This window comes from Streptomyces sp. R35 (genome assembly GCF_041053035.1).
GTDB lineage: Bacteria > Actinomycetota > Actinomycetes > Streptomycetales > Streptomycetaceae > Streptomyces > Streptomyces lutosisoli.
On sequence record NZ_CP163440.1, the window covers coordinates 4493890 to 4510619 of the forward strand.

A 16730-nucleotide genomic window follows, 5' to 3' on the forward strand; every position below is an offset into this window, starting at 1 on the left:
ACTGAGGACAAGCCCTCGGCCTATTAGTACCAGTCACCTCCACCCGTTACCGGGCTTCCAGATCTGGCCTATCAACCCAGTCGTCTACTGGGAGCCTTACCCTCTCAAGGAGGTGGGAATACTCATCTCGAAGCAGGCTTCCCGCTTAGATGCTTTCAGCGGTTATCCCTCCCGAACGTAGCCAACCAGCCATGCCCTTGGCAGGACAACTGGCACACCAGAGGTTCGTCCGTCCCGGTCCTCTCGTACTAGGGACAGCCCTTCTCAATATTCCTACGCGCACAGCGGATAGGGACCGAACTGTCTCACGACGTTCTAAACCCAGCTCGCGTACCGCTTTAATGGGCGAACAGCCCAACCCTTGGGACCGACTCCAGCCCCAGGATGCGACGAGCCGACATCGAGGTGCCAAACCATCCCGTCGATATGGACTCTTGGGGAAGATCAGCCTGTTATCCCCGGGGTACCTTTTATCCGTTGAGCGACGGCGCTTCCACAAGCCACCGCCGGATCACTAGTCCCGACTTTCGTCCCTGCTCGACCCGTCGGTCTCACAGTCAAGCTCCCTTGTGCACTTACACTCAACACCTGATTACCAACCAGGCTGAGGGAACCTTTGGGCGCCTCCGTTACTCTTTAGGAGGCAACCGCCCCAGTTAAACTACCCATCAGACACTGTCCCTGATCCGGATCACGGACCCAGGTTAGACATCCAGCACGACCAGACTGGTATTTCAACGACGACTCCACAAACACTGGCGTGCCTGCTTCAAAGTCTCCCAGCTATCCTACACAAGCCGAACCGAACACCAATATCAAACTGTAGTAAAGGTCCCGGGGTCTTTCCGTCCTGCTGCGCGAAACGAGCATCTTTACTCGTAGTGCAATTTCACCGGGCCTATGGTTGAGACAGTCGAGAAGTCGTTACGCCATTCGTGCAGGTCGGAACTTACCCGACAAGGAATTTCGCTACCTTAGGATGGTTATAGTTACCACCGCCGTTTACTGGCGCTTAAGTTCTCAGCTTCGCCACCCCGAAGAGTGACTAACCGGTCCCCTTAACGTTCCAGCACCGGGCAGGCGTCAGTCCGTATACATCGCCTTACGGCTTCGCACGGACCTGTGTTTTTAGTAAACAGTCGCTTCTCGCTGGTCTCTGCGGCCACCCCCAGCTCAAGGAGCAAGTCCTCTCACCGGTGATGGCCCCCCTTCTCCCGAAGTTACGGGGGCATTTTGCCGAGTTCCTTAACCATAGTTCACCCGAACGCCTCGGTATTCTCTACCTGACCACCTGAGTCGGTTTAGGGTACGGGCCGCCATGAAACTCGCTAGAGGCTTTTCTCGACAGCATAGGATCATCCACTTCACCACAATCGGCTCGGCATCAGGTCTCAGCCTCATGTGCGACGGATTTGCCTATCGCACGGCCTACACCCTTACCCCGGGACAACCACCGCCCGGGATGGACTACCTTCCTGCGTCACCCCATCACTCACCTACTGCAGGTCTGGTCCGTCGGCTCCACCACTCCCCTTTGCCCGAAGGCTCCGGGGCGGCTTCACGGACTTAGCATCGCCTGGTTCAATGTTTGACGCTTCACAGCGGGTACCGGAATATCAACCGGTTATCCATCGACTACGCCTGTCGGCCTCGCCTTAGGTCCCGACTTACCCTGGGCAGATCAGCTTGACCCAGGAACCCTTAGTCAATCGGCGCACACGTTTCTCACGTGTGTATCGCTACTCATGCCTGCATTCTCACTCGTGAACCGTCCACCACTGCCTTCCGGCGCGGCTTCACCCCGCACACGACGCTCCCCTACCCATCACAGCGGGCGTTGGCCCTATTGCTGCAATGACACGACTTCGGCGGTACGCTTGAGCCCCGCTACATTGTCGGCGCGGAATCACTAGACCAGTGAGCTATTACGCACTCTTTCAAGGGTGGCTGCTTCTAAGCCAACCTCCTGGTTGTCTGTGCGACTCCACATCCTTTCCCACTTAGCGTACGCTTAGGGGCCTTAGTCGATGCTCTGGGCTGTTTCCCTCTCGACCATGGAGCTTATCCCCCACAGTCTCACTGCCGCGCTCTCACTTACCGGCATTCGGAGTTTGGCTAAGGTCAGTAACCCGGTAGGGCCCATCGCCTATCCAGTGCTCTACCTCCGGCAAGAAACACACGACGCTGCACCTAAATGCATTTCGGGGAGAACCAGCTATCACGGAGTTTGATTGGCCTTTCACCCCTAACCACAGGTCATCCCCCAGGTTTTCAACCCTGGTGGGTTCGGTCCTCCACGACCTCTTACAGCCGCTTCAACCTGCCCATGGCTAGATCACTCCGCTTCGGGTCTTGAGCGCGCTACTGAATCGCCCTATTCGGACTCGCTTTCGCTACGGCTTCCCCACACGGGTTAACCTCGCAACGCACCGCAAACTCGCAGGCTCATTCTTCAAAAGGCACGCAGTCACGAGATATGTGCAAGCACATATCCGACGCTCCCACGGCTTGTAGGCACACGGTTTCAGGTACTATTTCACTCCGCTCCCGCGGTACTTTTCACCATTCCCTCACGGTACTATCCGCTATCGGTCACCAGGGAATATTTAGGCTTAGCGGGTGGTCCCGCCAGATTCACACGGGATTTCTCGGGCCCCGTGCTACTTGGGTGTCTCTCAAACGAGCCGTTGATGTTTCGACTACGGGGGTCTTACCCTCTACGCCGGACCTTTCGCATGTCCTTCGCCTACATCAACGGTTTCTGACTCGCCTCACAGCCGGCAGACTGTGAAAGAGAGATCCCACAACCCCACATGCGCAACCCCTGCCGGGTCTCACACGCATATGGTTTGGCCTCATCCAGTTTCGCTCGCCACTACTCCCGGAATCACGGTTGTTTTCTCTTCCTGCGGGTACTGAGATGTTTCACTTCCCCGCGTTCCCTCCACATACCCTATGTGTTCAGGTATGGGTGACAGCCCATGACGACTGCCGGGTTTCCCCATTCGGAAACCCCCGGATCAAAGCCTGGTTGACGGCTCCCCGGGGACTATCGTGGCCTCCCACGTCCTTCATCGGTTCCTGGTGCCAAGGCATCCACCGTGCGCCCTTAAAAACTTGGCCACAGATGCTCGCGTCCACTGTGCAGTTCTCAAACAACGACCAACCACCCGTCACAACCCACCGAAGCAGATTTTTACCGGGGCCGGCACTGAAGGCAGCCGTATCGGCCGTACCTTCAGACACCCAACAGCGTGCCCGACCAACTCCCGTCCGGAGATCATGCTTTCCACACTCTTGCGAGCAGTACTTGCAGCCTCCGACCCGTGAAACCGGCCGAATAATCAACGTTCCACCCATGAGCAACCACCGTCGGACGTGTGCCGACGTAATGGCCCTGGACCACCAAGCAAGCTTGGCGGCCTAGATGCTCCTTAGAAAGGAGGTGATCCAGCCGCACCTTCCGGTACGGCTACCTTGTTACGACTTCGTCCCAATCGCCAGTCCCACCTTCGACAGCTCCCTCCCACAAGGGGTTGGGCCACCGGCTTCGGGTGTTACCGACTTTCGTGACGTGACGGGCGGTGTGTACAAGGCCCGGGAACGTATTCACCGCAGCAATGCTGATCTGCGATTACTAGCAACTCCGACTTCATGGGGTCGAGTTGCAGACCCCAATCCGAACTGAGACAGGCTTTTTGAGATTCGCTCCGCCTCGCGGCTTCGCAGCTCTTTGTACCTGCCATTGTAGCACGTGTGCAGCCCAAGACATAAGGGGCATGATGACTTGACGTCGTCCCCACCTTCCTCCGAGTTGACCCCGGCAGTCTCCTGTGAGTCCCCATCACCCCGAAGGGCATGCTGGCAACACAGAACAAGGGTTGCGCTCGTTGCGGGACTTAACCCAACATCTCACGACACGAGCTGACGACAGCCATGCACCACCTGTACACCGACCACAAGGGGGCGACCATCTCTGGCCGTTTCCGGTGTATGTCAAGCCTTGGTAAGGTTCTTCGCGTTGCGTCGAATTAAGCCACATGCTCCGCTGCTTGTGCGGGCCCCCGTCAATTCCTTTGAGTTTTAGCCTTGCGGCCGTACTCCCCAGGCGGGGAACTTAATGCGTTAGCTGCGGCACCGACGACGTGGAATGTCGCCAACACCTAGTTCCCACCGTTTACGGCGTGGACTACCAGGGTATCTAATCCTGTTCGCTCCCCACGCTTTCGCTCCTCAGCGTCAGTAATGGCCCAGAGATCCGCCTTCGCCACCGGTGTTCCTCCTGATATCTGCGCATTTCACCGCTACACCAGGAATTCCGATCTCCCCTACCACACTCTAGCTAGCCCGTATCGAATGCAGACCCGGGGTTAAGCCCCGGGCTTTCACACCCGACGTGACAAGCCGCCTACGAGCTCTTTACGCCCAATAATTCCGGACAACGCTTGCGCCCTACGTATTACCGCGGCTGCTGGCACGTAGTTAGCCGGCGCTTCTTCTGCAGGTACCGTCACTCTCGCTTCTTCCCTGCTGAAAGAGGTTTACAACCCGAAGGCCGTCATCCCTCACGCGGCGTCGCTGCATCAGGCTTTCGCCCATTGTGCAATATTCCCCACTGCTGCCTCCCGTAGGAGTCTGGGCCGTGTCTCAGTCCCAGTGTGGCCGGTCGCCCTCTCAGGCCGGCTACCCGTCGTCGCCTTGGTGAGCCACTACCTCACCAACAAGCTGATAGGCCGCGGGCTCATCCTTCACCGCCGGAGCTTTTAACCCCCACCCATGCGGGCAGGAGTGTTATCCGGTATTAGACCCCGTTTCCAGGGCTTGTCCCAGAGTGAAGGGCAGATTGCCCACGTGTTACTCACCCGTTCGCCACTAATCCACCCCGAAGGGCTTCATCGTTCGACTTGCATGTGTTAAGCACGCCGCCAGCGTTCGTCCTGAGCCAGGATCAAACTCTCCGTGAATGTTTACCCGTAATCGGGTGGACACCACGAGAGCGGAACCTCCCGAGGAATAATCGGAAGGTTCACAGCGTCCTCGCTGTGCGCCTACCAGGCAGTGCCCGGCAGGACTTTTTCAAAGGAACCTCGCCCCAGCCGATCGGCCGGAGACGGGGTATCAACATATCTGGCGTTGATTTTTGGCACGCTGTTGAGTTCTCAAGGAACGGACGCTTCCTTTGTACTCACCCTCTCGGGCTTTCCTCCGGGCGCTTCCCTTCGGTCTTGCTTTGTTTTTGTTTCGTTCTTGCGTTTCCGACTCTATCAGATCGTTTCCGGTCCGATTTCCCTCGGTGCTTTCCAGGTTTCCGCTTTCGCGTTTCCCTTTCCGGCGGTTCCGACTTTATCAGAAGTCTTGGGCCGGATTGACCGGCATCCATTTCTGAAACATCGGGAGTGGCTTCTCCGCAATCGAAGTGTCGATTGTTTCAGGAAGCAGGTAGACACTAACCTGTGCCACCGGACATGTCCAGTTCTAGGCAACTGTTCGAATCTACCTCCCCACCAGCTCCGTGTCAACGGCTCTTGTGGGGCGAAGAGGAGACTAGCAGGTCAGCAGGTGTGCGCGCACATCAGGCGGCCGTCGGGAGTGTGGCGCTTCGCTCGGACTCGTCGACGTCACCGGTGTCGCCGGCGCGTGCCGCGCGACCGCCCAAGACATAGACGTACGCGAGAAAGGCCAGTTCAGCAGCGATTCCGATGCCGATACGGGCCCAAGTGGGGAGACCGGACGGCGTGACAAAGCCTTCGATGGCGCCCGAGACGAAGAGGATCAGTGCCAGGCCTATCGCCATGCCCAGCGCGGCGCGGCCCTCTTCGGCGAGCGCCGTGCGACGGGAACGTGGGCCCGGGTCGATCACGGTCCAGCCCAGTCGCAGACCTGTGCCGGCGGCGACGAAGACGGCGGTCAGTTCCAGAAGCCCATGCGGGAGGACGAGCCCCAGGAAGGTGTCGAGGCGGCCGGCCGAGGACATCAGGCCGATGCCGACGCCCAGGTTGAGCATGTTCTGGAAGAGGATCCAGAGGACCGGAATGCCCAGGAAGACGCCCAGGACCAGGCACATCGCGGCGGCCTGGGCGTTGTTCGTCCACACCTGGGCCGCGAAGGAAGCAGCGGGGTGGCTGGAGTAGTACGTCTCGTACTGGCCACCGGGGCGAGTGAGGTCCCGTAGTTCGCTGGGGGCCGCGATCGAGGACTGGACCTCGGGGTGCGTGCCGATCCACCAGCCCAGGAGAGTCGCTATGACGGTGGAGAGGAGCGCCGTGGGTACCCACCAGTGGCGCGAGCGGTAGACCGCTGCCGGGAAACCGTGCGTCAGGAAGCGGGTGACATCGCGCCAGGAGGCATGGCGGGTGCCTGTCACCGCACTACGCGCGCGTGCCACGAGTTGGCTGAGGCGGCCGGTGAGCTGAGGATCCGGGGCGCTGGACTGGATCAGGGAGAGGTGAGTGGCGGTGCGTTGGTACAGGGTGACGAGTTCGTCGGCCTCGGCTCCGGTGAGACGGCGCTGGCGGCGCAGCAGGGCGTCGAGCCTGTCCCACTCGGCGCGGTGGGCGGAGACGAAGACGTCGAGGTCCATCGGTTTGCCTGCTCCTCGGCTGCTCGTCGGCGGCTCGTCGTGGATGTCAGCTTGTCCTACTGCGGCGCGATGCGCCCTCAGCTTGGCAGACTGGCCGTTCACGGGGCAGGTCAGGGAAGGACGGCGGGCGTGAGTGAGCTAGTGACGGGCGAGGCGGTGGCGCTGGAGCTGCGCCCCGCGAAGCTGCCGAGCCGAGCGCTGGCCGTGTTGCTGGACCTGGCCGTGGCCATGGCCGTCTATGTCGTCGTGACCATCGGTCTGGTGGCGTCAACGGCCGCCCTGGACGACGCAGCGCAGCTCGCGGTGTCCATCGCCAGCTTCATTCTCGTGCTGGTGGGCGGGCCGATCGCGGTGGAGACCCTCAGTCATGGCCGCTCGCTCGGGAAGCTGGCGTGCGGGCTGCGGGTGGTGCGGGACGACGGTGGGCCGATCCGGTTCCGCCATGCGCTGGTGCGCGGCGCTGTCGGTGTGGTCGAGATTCTGATGACGTTCGGGATCGTCGCGTGCATCGCCTCGCTGGTGTCGGCGCGGGGGCGGCGGCTCGGTGACGTGTTCGCGGGGACGCTCGTCGTACGGGAGAGGATTCCGGTCGGCCATATGCCCTTCGTGCCTCCGCCGCCGCCCTGGTTGGCGGGGCGGTTCTCCGGGCTTGACCTGTCCGCGGTGCCCGACGGGTTGTGGCTGGCCATCCGCCAGTACCTGACACGGATGCAGCAGTTGGATCCGCAGGTCGGCGGCGCTATGGCGGAACGGCTCGCCATGGATCTCGCGGCCCGTACGGGCGCTCCGGCGCCGCAGGGGGTTCCGCCGGCCGCGTATCTGGCGGCCGTGGTGCAGGAGCGGCAGGCGCGGGAGGTCCGGCGGGCGTTTCGGGGTGGGCCGGCCGGGATCTCTCACCCCGGCCCGGGTGGGTATCCGGTCGGAGTGCCGAGCCCGGCAGGACCGGCGGCGCAGCCGTCAGGCGCACAGCCCTACCGCTACCCGTCAGCTCCCTCGGCGATTCCGGGAACGGCGTCGCAACAGGTGCCGCAAGCGCCGCCGCGGCACACCACGCCGCAGGCCGACCAGGTCGAACGTCCCGCGACCGGCTTCGTGCCGCCCGCGTAGTCAGCCGTCGCGGCCCCGCCCGCGCTACCAGCCGTCATGGCGTCGGCGGGTCGAGACGTCGTCGTCAGGTGAATACCGACGGCGGCGATTCGAGGTGTTCGAGTTCGATGCCGGGCGCCGCCAGCACCACGTCTCCGGAGATGTGCACGGCGTGCTGCTCCCCCGTGTCCAGCGCTGTGACCTGGTATTCGTCCACGGTCAGAGGGCCGTTGTCAGTGGTGTGTGTTTCTCTCGAGATCAAGGCCCAGGACTGGTCGAGGGTGCGCGGGGCGAGGACTGGGTCGGTGAAGGCGACGAGGCGTACGCGGGTCGCGGCGGCGGCGGGGGTGAGGCGAAGGAGACGGGCGGTGGCGATGAGGAACGCGGGAGACGTACCGGTGAAGGCGTGGGCCTGGACATTGCCTTCAGTGGCCTCCGTGCCGGTGGGGTCGGTGCGGACCCAGGTCACACCGTCGAGCGCGGCGCCGCGGACCTGCCAGCTCGCGGCGTGCAGTTCGAGTCGGATGGGACGACCGAGTTCGTCGAGGGTGAGGTCGACGGAGCCGGAGTGGTCGCCGGAGGGGGTGGTGAGTTGGGAGACGTAGCGCCAGCCGGAGGGGCCGGGCGCGCAGTGGAAGTGCTCTTCAGCGAGGGGGGTGTGATCGTGCGGATCATGGAGCGAATAACGGCCGCGGGGCATGGGCGTTCAGGTCCTCATCGGGGACAGGCCCCCGCCACGAGAGCGAGGGCCTGCTGACATCCGTACGCCGAGCGGTGGTACCGCTGCTCGGCGGGGTGCTCAGTAGCGGTAGTGGTCCGACTTGTACGGGCCGTCGACCTCTACGCCGATGTACGAGGCCTGCTCGGGGCGCAGCGTCGTCAGCTTCACGCCGAGCGAGTCGAGGTGGAGGCGGGCGACCTTCTCGTCCAGGTGCTTGGGCAGCACGTAGACGTCGGTCGGGTACTCCTCGGGCTTCGTGAACAGCTCGATCTGGGCCAGGGTCTGGTCCGCGAAGGAGTTGGACATCACGAAGGAGGGGTGACCGGTGGCGTTGCCCAGGTTCAGCAGGCGGCCCTCGGACAGGACGATGAGCACCTTGCCGTCGGGGAACTTCCAGGTGTGGACCTGCGGCTTGACCTCGTCCTTGACGATGCCCGGGATCTTCGCGAGGCCGGCCATGTCGATCTCGTTGTCGAAGTGACCGATGTTGCCGACGATCGCCTGGTGCTTCATCTTGGCCATGTCCGCGGCCATGATGATGTCCTTGTTGCCGGTCGTGGTGACGAAGATGTCGGCCTTGTCGATGACCTCGTCGAGCGTCGTGACCTGGTAGCCGTCCATCGCCGCCTGCAGCGCGCAGATCGGGTCGATCTCGGTGATGATCACGCGAGCGCCCTGGCCGCGCAGGGACTCCGCGCAGCCCTTGCCCACGTCGCCGTAGCCGCAGACGACGGCGGTCTTGCCGCCGATCAGGACGTCGGTGGCGCGGTTGATGCCGTCGATCAGGGAGTGGCGGCAGCCGTACTTGTTGTCGAACTTCGACTTCGTCACGGCGTCGTTCACGTTGATCGCCGGGAACAGCAGGGTGCCGTCGCGGTGCATCTCGTAGAGACGGTGGACGCCGGTCGTGGTCTCCTCGGTCACGCCGCGGATCTCCGAGGCGAGCTGGGTCCACTTCTGGGAGCCGTCGGTGATCGTGCGGTTCAGGAGTTCGAGGATGACGCGGTGCTCGTCGGACTCTGCGGTGTCGACCGAGGGGACCTTGCCGTCCTTCTCGTACTCGACGCCCTTGTGGACGAGGAGAGTGGCGTCACCGCCGTCGTCAAGGATCATGTTCGGGCCGCCGGTGGGGGTGTTCGGCCAGGTCAGCGCCTGCTCCGTGCACCACCAGTACTCCTCCAGGGTCTCGCCCTTCCAGGCGAAGACCGGGACGCCCTGCGGGTTGTCGGGCGTGCCGTCCGGGCCGACCGCGATGGCGGCGGCGGCGTGGTCCTGGGTGGAGAAGATGTTGCAGGAGGCCCAGCGGACCTCGGCGCCCAGGGCGACCAGGGTCTCGATGAGTACGGCGGTCTGCACCGTCATGTGCAGGGAGCCGGTGACGCGGGCGCCCGCGAGGGGCTGCGCCTCGGCGTACTCCTTGCGGATCGACATCAGGCCGGGCATCTCGTGCTCGGCGAGGGTGATCTCCTTGCGGCCGAACTCGGCCAGGGAGAGGTCGGCGACCTTGAAGTCCTGTCGGTTGTCGACAGTCGTCATGGCGAGCTGCTCCTCGGGGTCGGGATTGGGGCGAGGTGGATACGGCTGTCTGCGCGGCGGCGGGCATACGCATGCCCGAGCTGGGCACGGAGGTGCCCGGCAGGGCACAGGTGTGCCTGGTGCGCGCAGCGCAGTCGTCGGAGGCCCTCTCTCCCTCGGCCGGTCCGCGGTGGGACCGCCCGACCGCCATCAGCAGCGACGTCTGGCTAAGTCACCAAGCTACACCGGTGGACCCGGCCGTCCCCAGTCCGCCTTCGGACACAGCGGGGTCCCGCGCGCACGGATCAGGCCGATGGCGGGAGGTCCTCGGGATCAAGACGGATGCGGTGACAGCGCCGGTCGTCGGGTTCGCGCGGTCCGCCGAGGGCATCGAATGAGGTGTGCGCGACGGGGCCAAGCAGGTGTTCACGGTCTCCGTGCCGGAGGCGGCCGCGGTGGACGAGCATCTGAGGATCCTGGCGATGTTGTCGCGGAGTGGGGATGGCCGCCGGGTTCCGGGAGCGGCTGACGGAGGCGGCGGACGTGGGCGCGATCCTCGGCGTGCTGGGCGAGGTGCATTGAGCGGCCGGCCCCGTGGTCGCGAGGCCGGGGCCCTCGCCGTGCGTTCACAGGAAACCGCTAGCCTCTGCGCGCGTGGGAGTGCCGTGCGGGGAGGGGTTGGGGATGCGCAGGGGGCGAGGGCTGGCGGTCACGGCGTGGGTGCTGGGGCCGTTGGGTTTGGTGTTGCTGCTCGGGTCCTTGATGTATGCGCGCAGCGCCTATACGACGGCCACGGTGCGGAGCGGGAGCATGACGCCCACGTACACGGTCGGTGAGCGGCTATTCGTCGAGCGCGTTGGCGGGGAGCGGATACGGCGTGGTGATGTGGTGCTGTTCTCCGCGCCGGAGCGGTACGGATCGGCGGGAAGTGTCATTCAGCGCGTCATCGGGGTCGGTGGCGATCGCGTGGCGTGCTGCGGGGGTGAGGGGGCGGACGAGCGGATCACCGTCAACGGGAAGCCGCTCGAGGAGCCGTATCTGCAAGACGGGGTCGTCGACGAAACGCACAGGCAGTACGACCCGTACGACGTCACGGTGCCCGAAGGGCGGCTGTTCCTGCTCGGCGATCACCGCCTGAACGCGCGGGACTCCCGTTACTTCCTCGACGACCACGGCGGGACGGTGCCCGTCGGCGCGGTGCAGGGTCGGGTGGTCGACCATCGCGCGGTGCCCATCGCGCTTGCGGTGACCGGGATGCTCGGGGTGCCGGTCGCGCTCGCCGGGGTCGGCTTCGGGATCGCCGCCTTTGTCGTACGACGGCGGAGCCGGGCGGTGCCGCCGGCGCCGCCGTGGGCCGTGCAGCAGGTGTGAACGACGGTGGGGGCCCGCCCGGACGACTCCGGGCGGGCCCCCACCACGTACAGGCAAGGTGACATCAGTGCTCGGGTGCCGGGGACGGTCCCCCGGGCGTCGCCTCGCGGTCCGGGCCCTTGGCCGCCTCCGCCTCGCTGTAGATGTCCGGCTCCAGGTAGATCACGCGGGCGATCGGGACGGCGGTGCGGATGCGGGACTCGGCGGCGTTGATCGCGGAGGCGACCTCGGCGGCCGTGTCGTCGTGCTGGACGGCGATCTTGGCGGCGATCAGGAGCTCCTCCGGGCCGAGGTGGAGCGTGCGCATGTGGATGATGCCGGTGACCGTGTCGCCATCGACGATGGCGTCCTCGATCTTCTTGACGTCGTCGGTGCCCGCGGCCTCGCCGAGGAGGAGGGACTTGGTCTCGGCGGCCAGGACCAGGGCGATCAGGATGAGCAGGACGCCGATGCAGACCGTGCCGATGCCGTCCCAGACGCCGTCGCCGGTGAGCAGGGCCAGGCTGACGCCGCCGAGCGCGAGGACCAGACCGATCAGCGCGCCGAAGTCCTCCAGGAGGACGACCGGCAGCTCGGGGGCCTTGGCACGGCGGATGAACTGTGCCCAGGACAGCGTGCCGCGCAGTTCGTTGGACTCCTTGATGGCCGTGCGGAAGGAGAAGCCCTCAGCAATGATCGCGAACACCAGGACGCCCACCGGCCAGTACCAGTGCTCGATCTCGTGCGGGTGCTTGATCTTCTCGTAGCCCTCGTAGACGGCGAACATGCCGCCGACCGAGAAGAGGACGATCGAGACGAGGAAGGCATAGATGTAGCGCTCACGGCCGTAGCCGAAGGGGTGTTGCGGGGTCGCCTCGCGCTGGGACTTCTTGCCGCCGATCAGTAGCAGGGCCTGGTTGCCGGAGTCGGCGAGCGAGTGGACGCCCTCGGCGAGCATCGAGGACGAGCCGCTGAAGGCGAACGCCACGAACTTCGATACCGCGATCGCGAGGTTGGCGCCGAGTGCCGCCACGATCGCTCTGGTGCCGCCTGAAGCGCTCATGTGCTCCTGCTGTCCCTTCGTACGCCGTCAGGGCTTTGCCTGCCTTTTGCCCGTGGGCCATTGTTGCAGCCCGCTCGGACAACGGCGCCTCAGGTCACCACAGTCGTCCCGTCAAGCCACCACTGTCGCACGGAAGATCGTGCCGTTCCCGGACACTTCGGCCTTTTCGCCCGCCGGTACGAAGACTGACTGGCCGGGGGCCAGCGTGCTGCCGTCCGCGCGTACGGAACCCGCCGTGCAGAGCAGGATCTGCGGGGTCTCGCGCGTGAGGTCGCGCGGGGCGGCGCCCTCCGCCAGGACGTACCGGGAGAGGCGGAACTCGTCGATGGGGGTCGCGTAGACCTCCTCGCCGTCGGGGGACGCCTCCGGGCGCAGGACGCCGGGGTCGCTCGCCTCGAAGCGGACGACGCGCAGGAGTTCGGGGACGTCGACGTGCTTGGGGGTCAGGCCGCAGCGCAGGACGTTGTCGGAGTTGGCCATGATCTCGACGCCGAGGCCGTTCAAGTACGCGTGCGGGACTCCGGCGCCGAGGAACAGGGCCTCTCCGGGCTGCAGTTGGACGTAGTTGAGGAGCATCGCGGCGAGGACGCCGGGGTCGCCCGGGTAGTGGTGGGCGATGTCGGCGTACGGGGCGTAGTCGCCGCCGAGGCGGGCGCAGGCGGCCGCGGTCTCGGTGACCGTGCGGGACATGTCCTCGGGGTCCGCGCTCAGCACCGCCGTCAGGATCTCGCGCAGCGCCGCGTCCTCCGGGTGGGCGTGCAGCAGGTCGACGTACGGCTTGAGGGAGTCGACGTCCAGGCCCGCGAGGAGTTCGGCGGCCTCGTCGGGCGCGCGGAAGCCGCACAGACCGTCGAACTCCGTGAGGGCGCAGATCAGTTCGGGCTTGTGGTTGGCGTCCTTGTAGTTGCGGTGCGGGGCGTCGATCGGGATGCCGCGGCTCTCCTCGTCCTCGTAACCCTCCCTCGCCTGCTCCAGGTTGGGGTGCACCTGGAGGGAGAGGGGGCCGCCCGCGGCAAGGATCTTCAGCAGGAACGGCAGGCGGGGGCCGAACTTGGCGACCGCCGCGCGGCCGAGTTCCCGCTCGGAGTCCTCGGCGATGACCTCGTTGAGCGGACCGCGCGCGGTGCGCGAGGGCGCGCCCGGATGGGCGCCCATCCACATCTCCGCCTGCGGTTCACCGGTCGGCTCCACGCCGAGCAGTCGCGGGATGGCAGTCGTCGAACCCCAGGCGTAGGGGCGGATGGTGTTGTCGAGGCGATCCATACGAGTCTCTACAGTTCCTTCTGCGTACGACGCGGGGGCTCGCCCCCGGCACGCGGGTCCCACGGGGAAGGCGTGGACCTTCCTCGGCGTGCGGTGGACCTTCCTGGGCGTGCGGTGGGCCTTCCTCCGCGTACGAAGGTCAGGGTGTCGGAGTCAAGATCAGGCGCCCGAAGCAAGCGCCAGGTAAACGGCGGCGAAATCCGTGATGGCGATCAGTTCGGCGAGGGTCTCCAGCTCGCCGCCCTCCTCGGGTTCGAGCTCGCTGATCGCGGTGTCGTGACTGAGGGCGAGCTCGCGGGCGCCGGGCGCCGCGCTGATTCCGCCGATCGGGCGGTCGCGGAGCAGCACCACGCGCGCGTGCAGGGCCTGTGCCTCCGTGACGCGGTCGCGGAAGAAGTCGTCGGGGTCGGCGCCGGCCGCGAGTGCGCCCGCGAGCAGCACGCTGTGCGAGGCGAGCGCCTCGGGGAGTTCGGCGGTGAGCGCGGGGCGGCCCGCGAGCTCGGCGAGCGCGGCGGTGAAACGGCGGCCCGCGGGGCCCGCGGAGGTGCCCTCCGTCCAGATCACCGGGAGCGCCTCGGCCAGCTCGACGGCGAGCGTCTTGGCCGGGTTGCTGTAGGTCGCGATGGCCGGACCGCAGCGCTCGGCGATGTTGTCCAGGCGGTCGGCGACCTTCTGGAGCGCCTCGGGCGGGGCCGAGACCAGGCCGGTGCGGTCGAGGAGGGCGAGCAGCGGGGTGAGCAGCGCCCACAGGACGCCGGGCGCGGAGGCGGCCAGGGGTTCGTCGTGCTCGTACGGGGCGGTCGCCATCGGTACGAAGAGGCCGTGCGCGCCGTCCACCCACTCGGCGAGGGGGGAAGTGGCCGGGGCCACTGCGGCGACGGTGCAGCCGCGACGGTAGGCCGACTCGACCAGGAGTTCGAGGCCCGGTTCACTGCCGTCGGGCGTGGCGACCAGGAGGAGGTCGACGGGGCCCGCCCAGCCGGGCAGCTCCCAGCGCAGGGCGCCCGCGGCGGGGGCGACCCCGGTGGGGGTGAGCCTGGTGAGGGGGCAGCTCGCTCCGGCGAGGGTGCCGAGCAGTTCGGCGACGCCGGTGGCGGCCATGCCGGGGCCCGCGATCAGGACGGCGCGCGGGCGGCCGTCCGGCTTCAGCTCGGGGATTCCGGCCTCGGTGGCGTGCCGGACCGCGGTGCGGACCCGGGCGCCGGCCTCGGCGGCGCCGCGGAGTAGCGCGCGGCGGTCGGCGCGGGTGAGTGCGTCGGGGTCGTCGAGCAGCGATTCGTCGAGCATGGGGTCGGGAGCCTCCGATCGCCGGGGGTCGCTTTCGCGCTGACGCGTGTGTCGTTACACGTGTGTCGCCGAGGGGTCGCTCACGCGGGGCGGCGGGCCTCGTCGACGAGGAGTACGGGGATGCCGTCCCGGACGGGGTAGGCGAGGCCGCAGTCTGCTCCCGTGCAGATCAGCTCGGTGTCCTGCTCCTTGAGAGGGGCGTGACAGGCCGGGCAGGCGAGGATCTCCAGGAGGCCGGCTTCGAGCGGCATGGGGTGTCCTTTCGAACGGGTGGATGCGGCCTGGTCAGGGTACCGCTGTGGGGGGCTGGGTGCCGGGGCGCGGCGCTGGCTTGTGAGGTGGGGTTGGGGGTGCGTGGGGTTGTTTCTTCGGCTGCGGTGGGTGGGGGCTGGTCCAAAAGATTGCGCAGTTCCCCGCGCCCCTAGAAGGAGCGCGGGGAACTGCGCAATCTTTTAGCGGGGGTCTGGGGGCGAGAAACGCGCCCGGTGCGGTCTCAGGATCGGATGGTTTCCAGTACCTCGTCGCGGATCTTCGCCATCGTCGGCTCGTCCTTGGCTTCGGCGTTGAGGCGGAGGAGGGGTTCGGTGTTGGAGGGGCGGACGTTGAACCACCAGTCGGCGGCGGTGACGGTGAGACCGTCGAGTTCGTCGAGGGTGATGCCGTCGCGGCCCTGGTACGCGGCCTTGATGGCGGCGAGGCGGCCGGCCTGGTCGTCGACGGTGGAGTTGATCTCGCCGGAGCCGACGTAGCGGTCGTACTCGGCGACGAGCTGGGAGAGCGGGCCGTCCTGGCCGCCGAGGGCGGCGAGGACGTGCAGGGCGGCCAGCATGCCCGTGTCGGCGTTCCAGAAGTCACGGAAGTAGTAGTGCGCGGAGTGCTCGCCGCCGAAGATCGCGCCGGAGCGCGCCATCTCGGCCTTGATGAAGGAGTGGCCGACGCGGGTGCGGACCGGGGTGCCGCCCTGCTCGCGGACAACCTCCGGGACCGACCAGGAGGTGATCAGGTTGTGGATGACCGTGCCCTTGCCGCCATTCTTCGCCAGCTCGCGGGAGGCGACCAGGGCGGTGATCGCGGACGGGGAGACCGGGTCGCCGTGCTGGTCCACGACGAAGCAGCGGTCCGCGTCGCCGTCGAAGGCGATGCCGAGGTCGGCGCCCTCCTCGGGCACGCGCTTCTGGAGGTCCACGATGTTCGCCGGATCGAGCGGGTTGGCCTCGTGGTTGGGGAACGTGCCGTCCAGCTCGAAGTACATCGGGACGAGGTCCAGGGGCAGGCCGGCGAAGACGGTGGGGACCGTGTGTCCGCCCATGCCGTTGCCCGCGTCGACCACGACCTTCAGGGGGCGGATCGAGGTCAGGTCGACGAGTGCGCGGAGGTGCGCCGCGTAATCCTCCAACGTGTCCCGCTGCGTGATCGTTCCCGGCGTCGCGTCGAAGGCCGGGGCGCCCGAGTCGAGCCAGGACTCGACGAGTTCGCGGATCTCGGAGAGGCCGGTGTCCTGGCCGACCGGGGCGGCGCCCGCCCGGCACATCTTGATGCCGTTGTACTGGGCGGGATTGTGCGAGGCCGTGAACATGGCGCCCGGGAGGTCGAACGCGCCCGACGCGTAGTACAGCTGGTCCGTCGAGCACAGGCCGATCTCGGTCACGTCGACACCACGGGCCGCCGCTCCACGCGCAAAGGCACGGGACAGACCGGGCGACGAGGGGCGCATGTCGTGCCCGATCACGATCGCGTCCGCTCCGGTCACCTGGACGAAGGCCGCGCCGAACAGCTCGGCCATGGGCTCGTCCCACTGGTCCGGGACCACACCTCGTACGTCGTACGCCTTCACGAGCTGCGACAGATCAGCAGTCACGGCCAAC

General features: G+C 66.2%; 10 protein-coding genes, 2 rRNA genes and 1 pseudogene. 3 read left to right on the forward strand and 10 right to left on the reverse strand.

All coding sequences use genetic code 11. The features are described from left to right. Nucleotides 1-3: 3 nt before the first annotated feature. The 3 genes from AB5J50_RS20530 to AB5J50_RS20540 all read right to left on the reverse strand — a co-directional run bounded on the left by AB5J50_RS20530 (nucleotide 4) and on the right by AB5J50_RS20540 (nucleotide 6580). Nucleotides 4-3123: ribosomal RNA gene (locus AB5J50_RS20530) — 23S ribosomal RNA — on the reverse strand. Nucleotides 3124-3438: 315 nt separating this feature from the next. Next, nucleotides 3439-4964, reverse strand: a 16S ribosomal RNA gene (locus tag AB5J50_RS20535). The 16S and 23S rRNA genes sit together here, the layout of an rRNA operon. Nucleotides 4965-5572: 608 nt before the next feature. Beyond that, nucleotides 5573-6580 (reverse strand): stage II sporulation protein M, encoded by a 1008-nt coding sequence (locus AB5J50_RS20540; RefSeq protein ID WP_327429195.1) that lies wholly within the window; start codon nucleotides 6578-6580, stop codon nucleotides 5573-5575. Between the two features lie 129 nt (nucleotides 6581-6709). On the opposite strand from AB5J50_RS20540, the gene AB5J50_RS20545 reads away from it, so the two are divergent. Next, nucleotides 6710-7687 (forward strand): RDD family protein, encoded by a 978-nt coding sequence (locus tag AB5J50_RS20545; RefSeq protein ID WP_369259903.1) that lies wholly within the window; start codon nucleotides 6710-6712, stop codon nucleotides 7685-7687. Between the two features lie 64 nt (nucleotides 7688-7751). Here the strand turns inward: AB5J50_RS20545 and AB5J50_RS20550 are convergent, their stop codons facing one another. Continuing rightward, complete coding sequence (locus tag AB5J50_RS20550) at nucleotides 7752-8366, reverse strand: hypothetical protein (RefSeq protein WP_369259904.1); 615 nt, start codon at nucleotides 8364-8366, stop codon at nucleotides 7752-7754. A 99-nt stretch (nucleotides 8367-8465) separates the two neighbouring features. Next, entirely contained in the window at nucleotides 8466-9923 is a 1458-nt protein-coding gene (gene ahcY / locus AB5J50_RS20555; protein WP_369259905.1) for an adenosylhomocysteinase, read from the reverse strand. A gap of 314 nt (nucleotides 9924-10237) precedes the next feature. On the opposite strand from ahcY, the pseudogene AB5J50_RS20560 reads away from it, so the two are divergent. Together AB5J50_RS20560 and lepB are read left to right on the forward strand one after the other, a co-directional pair. Beyond that, nucleotides 10238-10484, forward strand: a pseudogene (locus tag AB5J50_RS20560) (PTS sugar transporter subunit IIA); the annotation flags it as partial. Nucleotides 10485-10586: 102 nt separating this feature from the next. Beyond that, the gene (gene lepB / locus AB5J50_RS20565) at nucleotides 10587-11273 is read left to right on the forward strand and encodes a signal peptidase I (RefSeq protein WP_369259906.1); all 687 of its coding nucleotides are present in this window, start codon (nucleotides 10587-10589) and stop codon (nucleotides 11271-11273) included. 64 nt (nucleotides 11274-11337) lie between these two features. Here the strand turns inward: lepB and AB5J50_RS20570 are convergent, their stop codons facing one another. The 5 genes from AB5J50_RS20570 to AB5J50_RS20590 all read right to left on the reverse strand — a co-directional run bounded on the left by AB5J50_RS20570 (nucleotide 11338) and on the right by AB5J50_RS20590 (nucleotide 16723). Further along, complete coding sequence (locus tag AB5J50_RS20570) at nucleotides 11338-12315, reverse strand: cation diffusion facilitator family transporter (protein WP_369259907.1); 978 nt, start codon at nucleotides 12313-12315, stop codon at nucleotides 11338-11340. Nucleotides 12316-12426: 111 nt separating this feature from the next. Next, on the reverse strand, nucleotides 12427-13578 hold the full coding sequence (gene manA / locus AB5J50_RS20575; protein WP_369259908.1) for a mannose-6-phosphate isomerase, class I: 1152 nt from the start codon (nucleotides 13576-13578) through the stop codon (nucleotides 12427-12429). A gap of 159 nt (nucleotides 13579-13737) precedes the next feature. Continuing rightward, the gene (locus tag AB5J50_RS20580) at nucleotides 13738-14865 is read right to left on the reverse strand and encodes an SIS domain-containing protein (protein ID WP_369259909.1); all 1128 of its coding nucleotides are present in this window, start codon (nucleotides 14863-14865) and stop codon (nucleotides 13738-13740) included. An 80-nt stretch (nucleotides 14866-14945) separates the two neighbouring features. Further along, nucleotides 14946-15116: a Trm112 family protein gene (locus AB5J50_RS20585; RefSeq protein ID WP_242765862.1), complete on the reverse strand. Its 171-nt coding sequence runs from the start codon at nucleotides 15114-15116 to the stop codon at nucleotides 14946-14948. A 242-nt stretch (nucleotides 15117-15358) separates the two neighbouring features. Next, nucleotides 15359-16723: a phosphomannomutase/phosphoglucomutase gene (locus tag AB5J50_RS20590; RefSeq protein ID WP_369259910.1), complete on the reverse strand. Its 1365-nt coding sequence runs from the start codon at nucleotides 16721-16723 to the stop codon at nucleotides 15359-15361. Nucleotides 16724-16730: the final 7 nt, after the last annotated feature.

What these genes read in the sequence shown, in the direction of transcription:
- AB5J50_RS20540 (WP_327429195.1), bottom strand. Translation starts at nt 6,580, where the DNA reads ATGGACCTCGACGTCTTCGTCTCCGCCCACCGCGCCGAGTGGGACAGG.
- AB5J50_RS20550 (WP_369259904.1), bottom strand. Translation starts at nt 8,366, where the DNA reads ATGCCCCGCGGCCGTTATTCGCTCCATGATCCGCACGATCACACCCCC.
- ahcY (WP_369259905.1), bottom strand. Translation starts at nt 9,923, where the DNA reads ATGACGACTGTCGACAACCGACAGGACTTCAAGGTCGCCGACCTCTCC.
- lepB (WP_369259906.1), top strand. Translation starts at nt 10,587, where the DNA reads ATGCGCAGGGGGCGAGGGCTGGCGGTCACGGCGTGGGTGCTGGGGCCG.
- AB5J50_RS20570 (WP_369259907.1), bottom strand. Translation starts at nt 12,315, where the DNA reads ATGAGCGCTTCAGGCGGCACCAGAGCGATCGTGGCGGCACTCGGCGCC.
- manA (WP_369259908.1), bottom strand. Translation starts at nt 13,578, where the DNA reads ATGGATCGCCTCGACAACACCATCCGCCCCTACGCCTGGGGTTCGACG.
- AB5J50_RS20580 (WP_369259909.1), bottom strand. Translation starts at nt 14,865, where the DNA reads ATGCTCGACGAATCGCTGCTCGACGACCCCGACGCACTCACCCGCGCC.
- AB5J50_RS20585 (WP_242765862.1), bottom strand. Translation starts at nt 15,116, where the DNA reads ATGCCGCTCGAAGCCGGCCTCCTGGAGATCCTCGCCTGCCCGGCCTGT.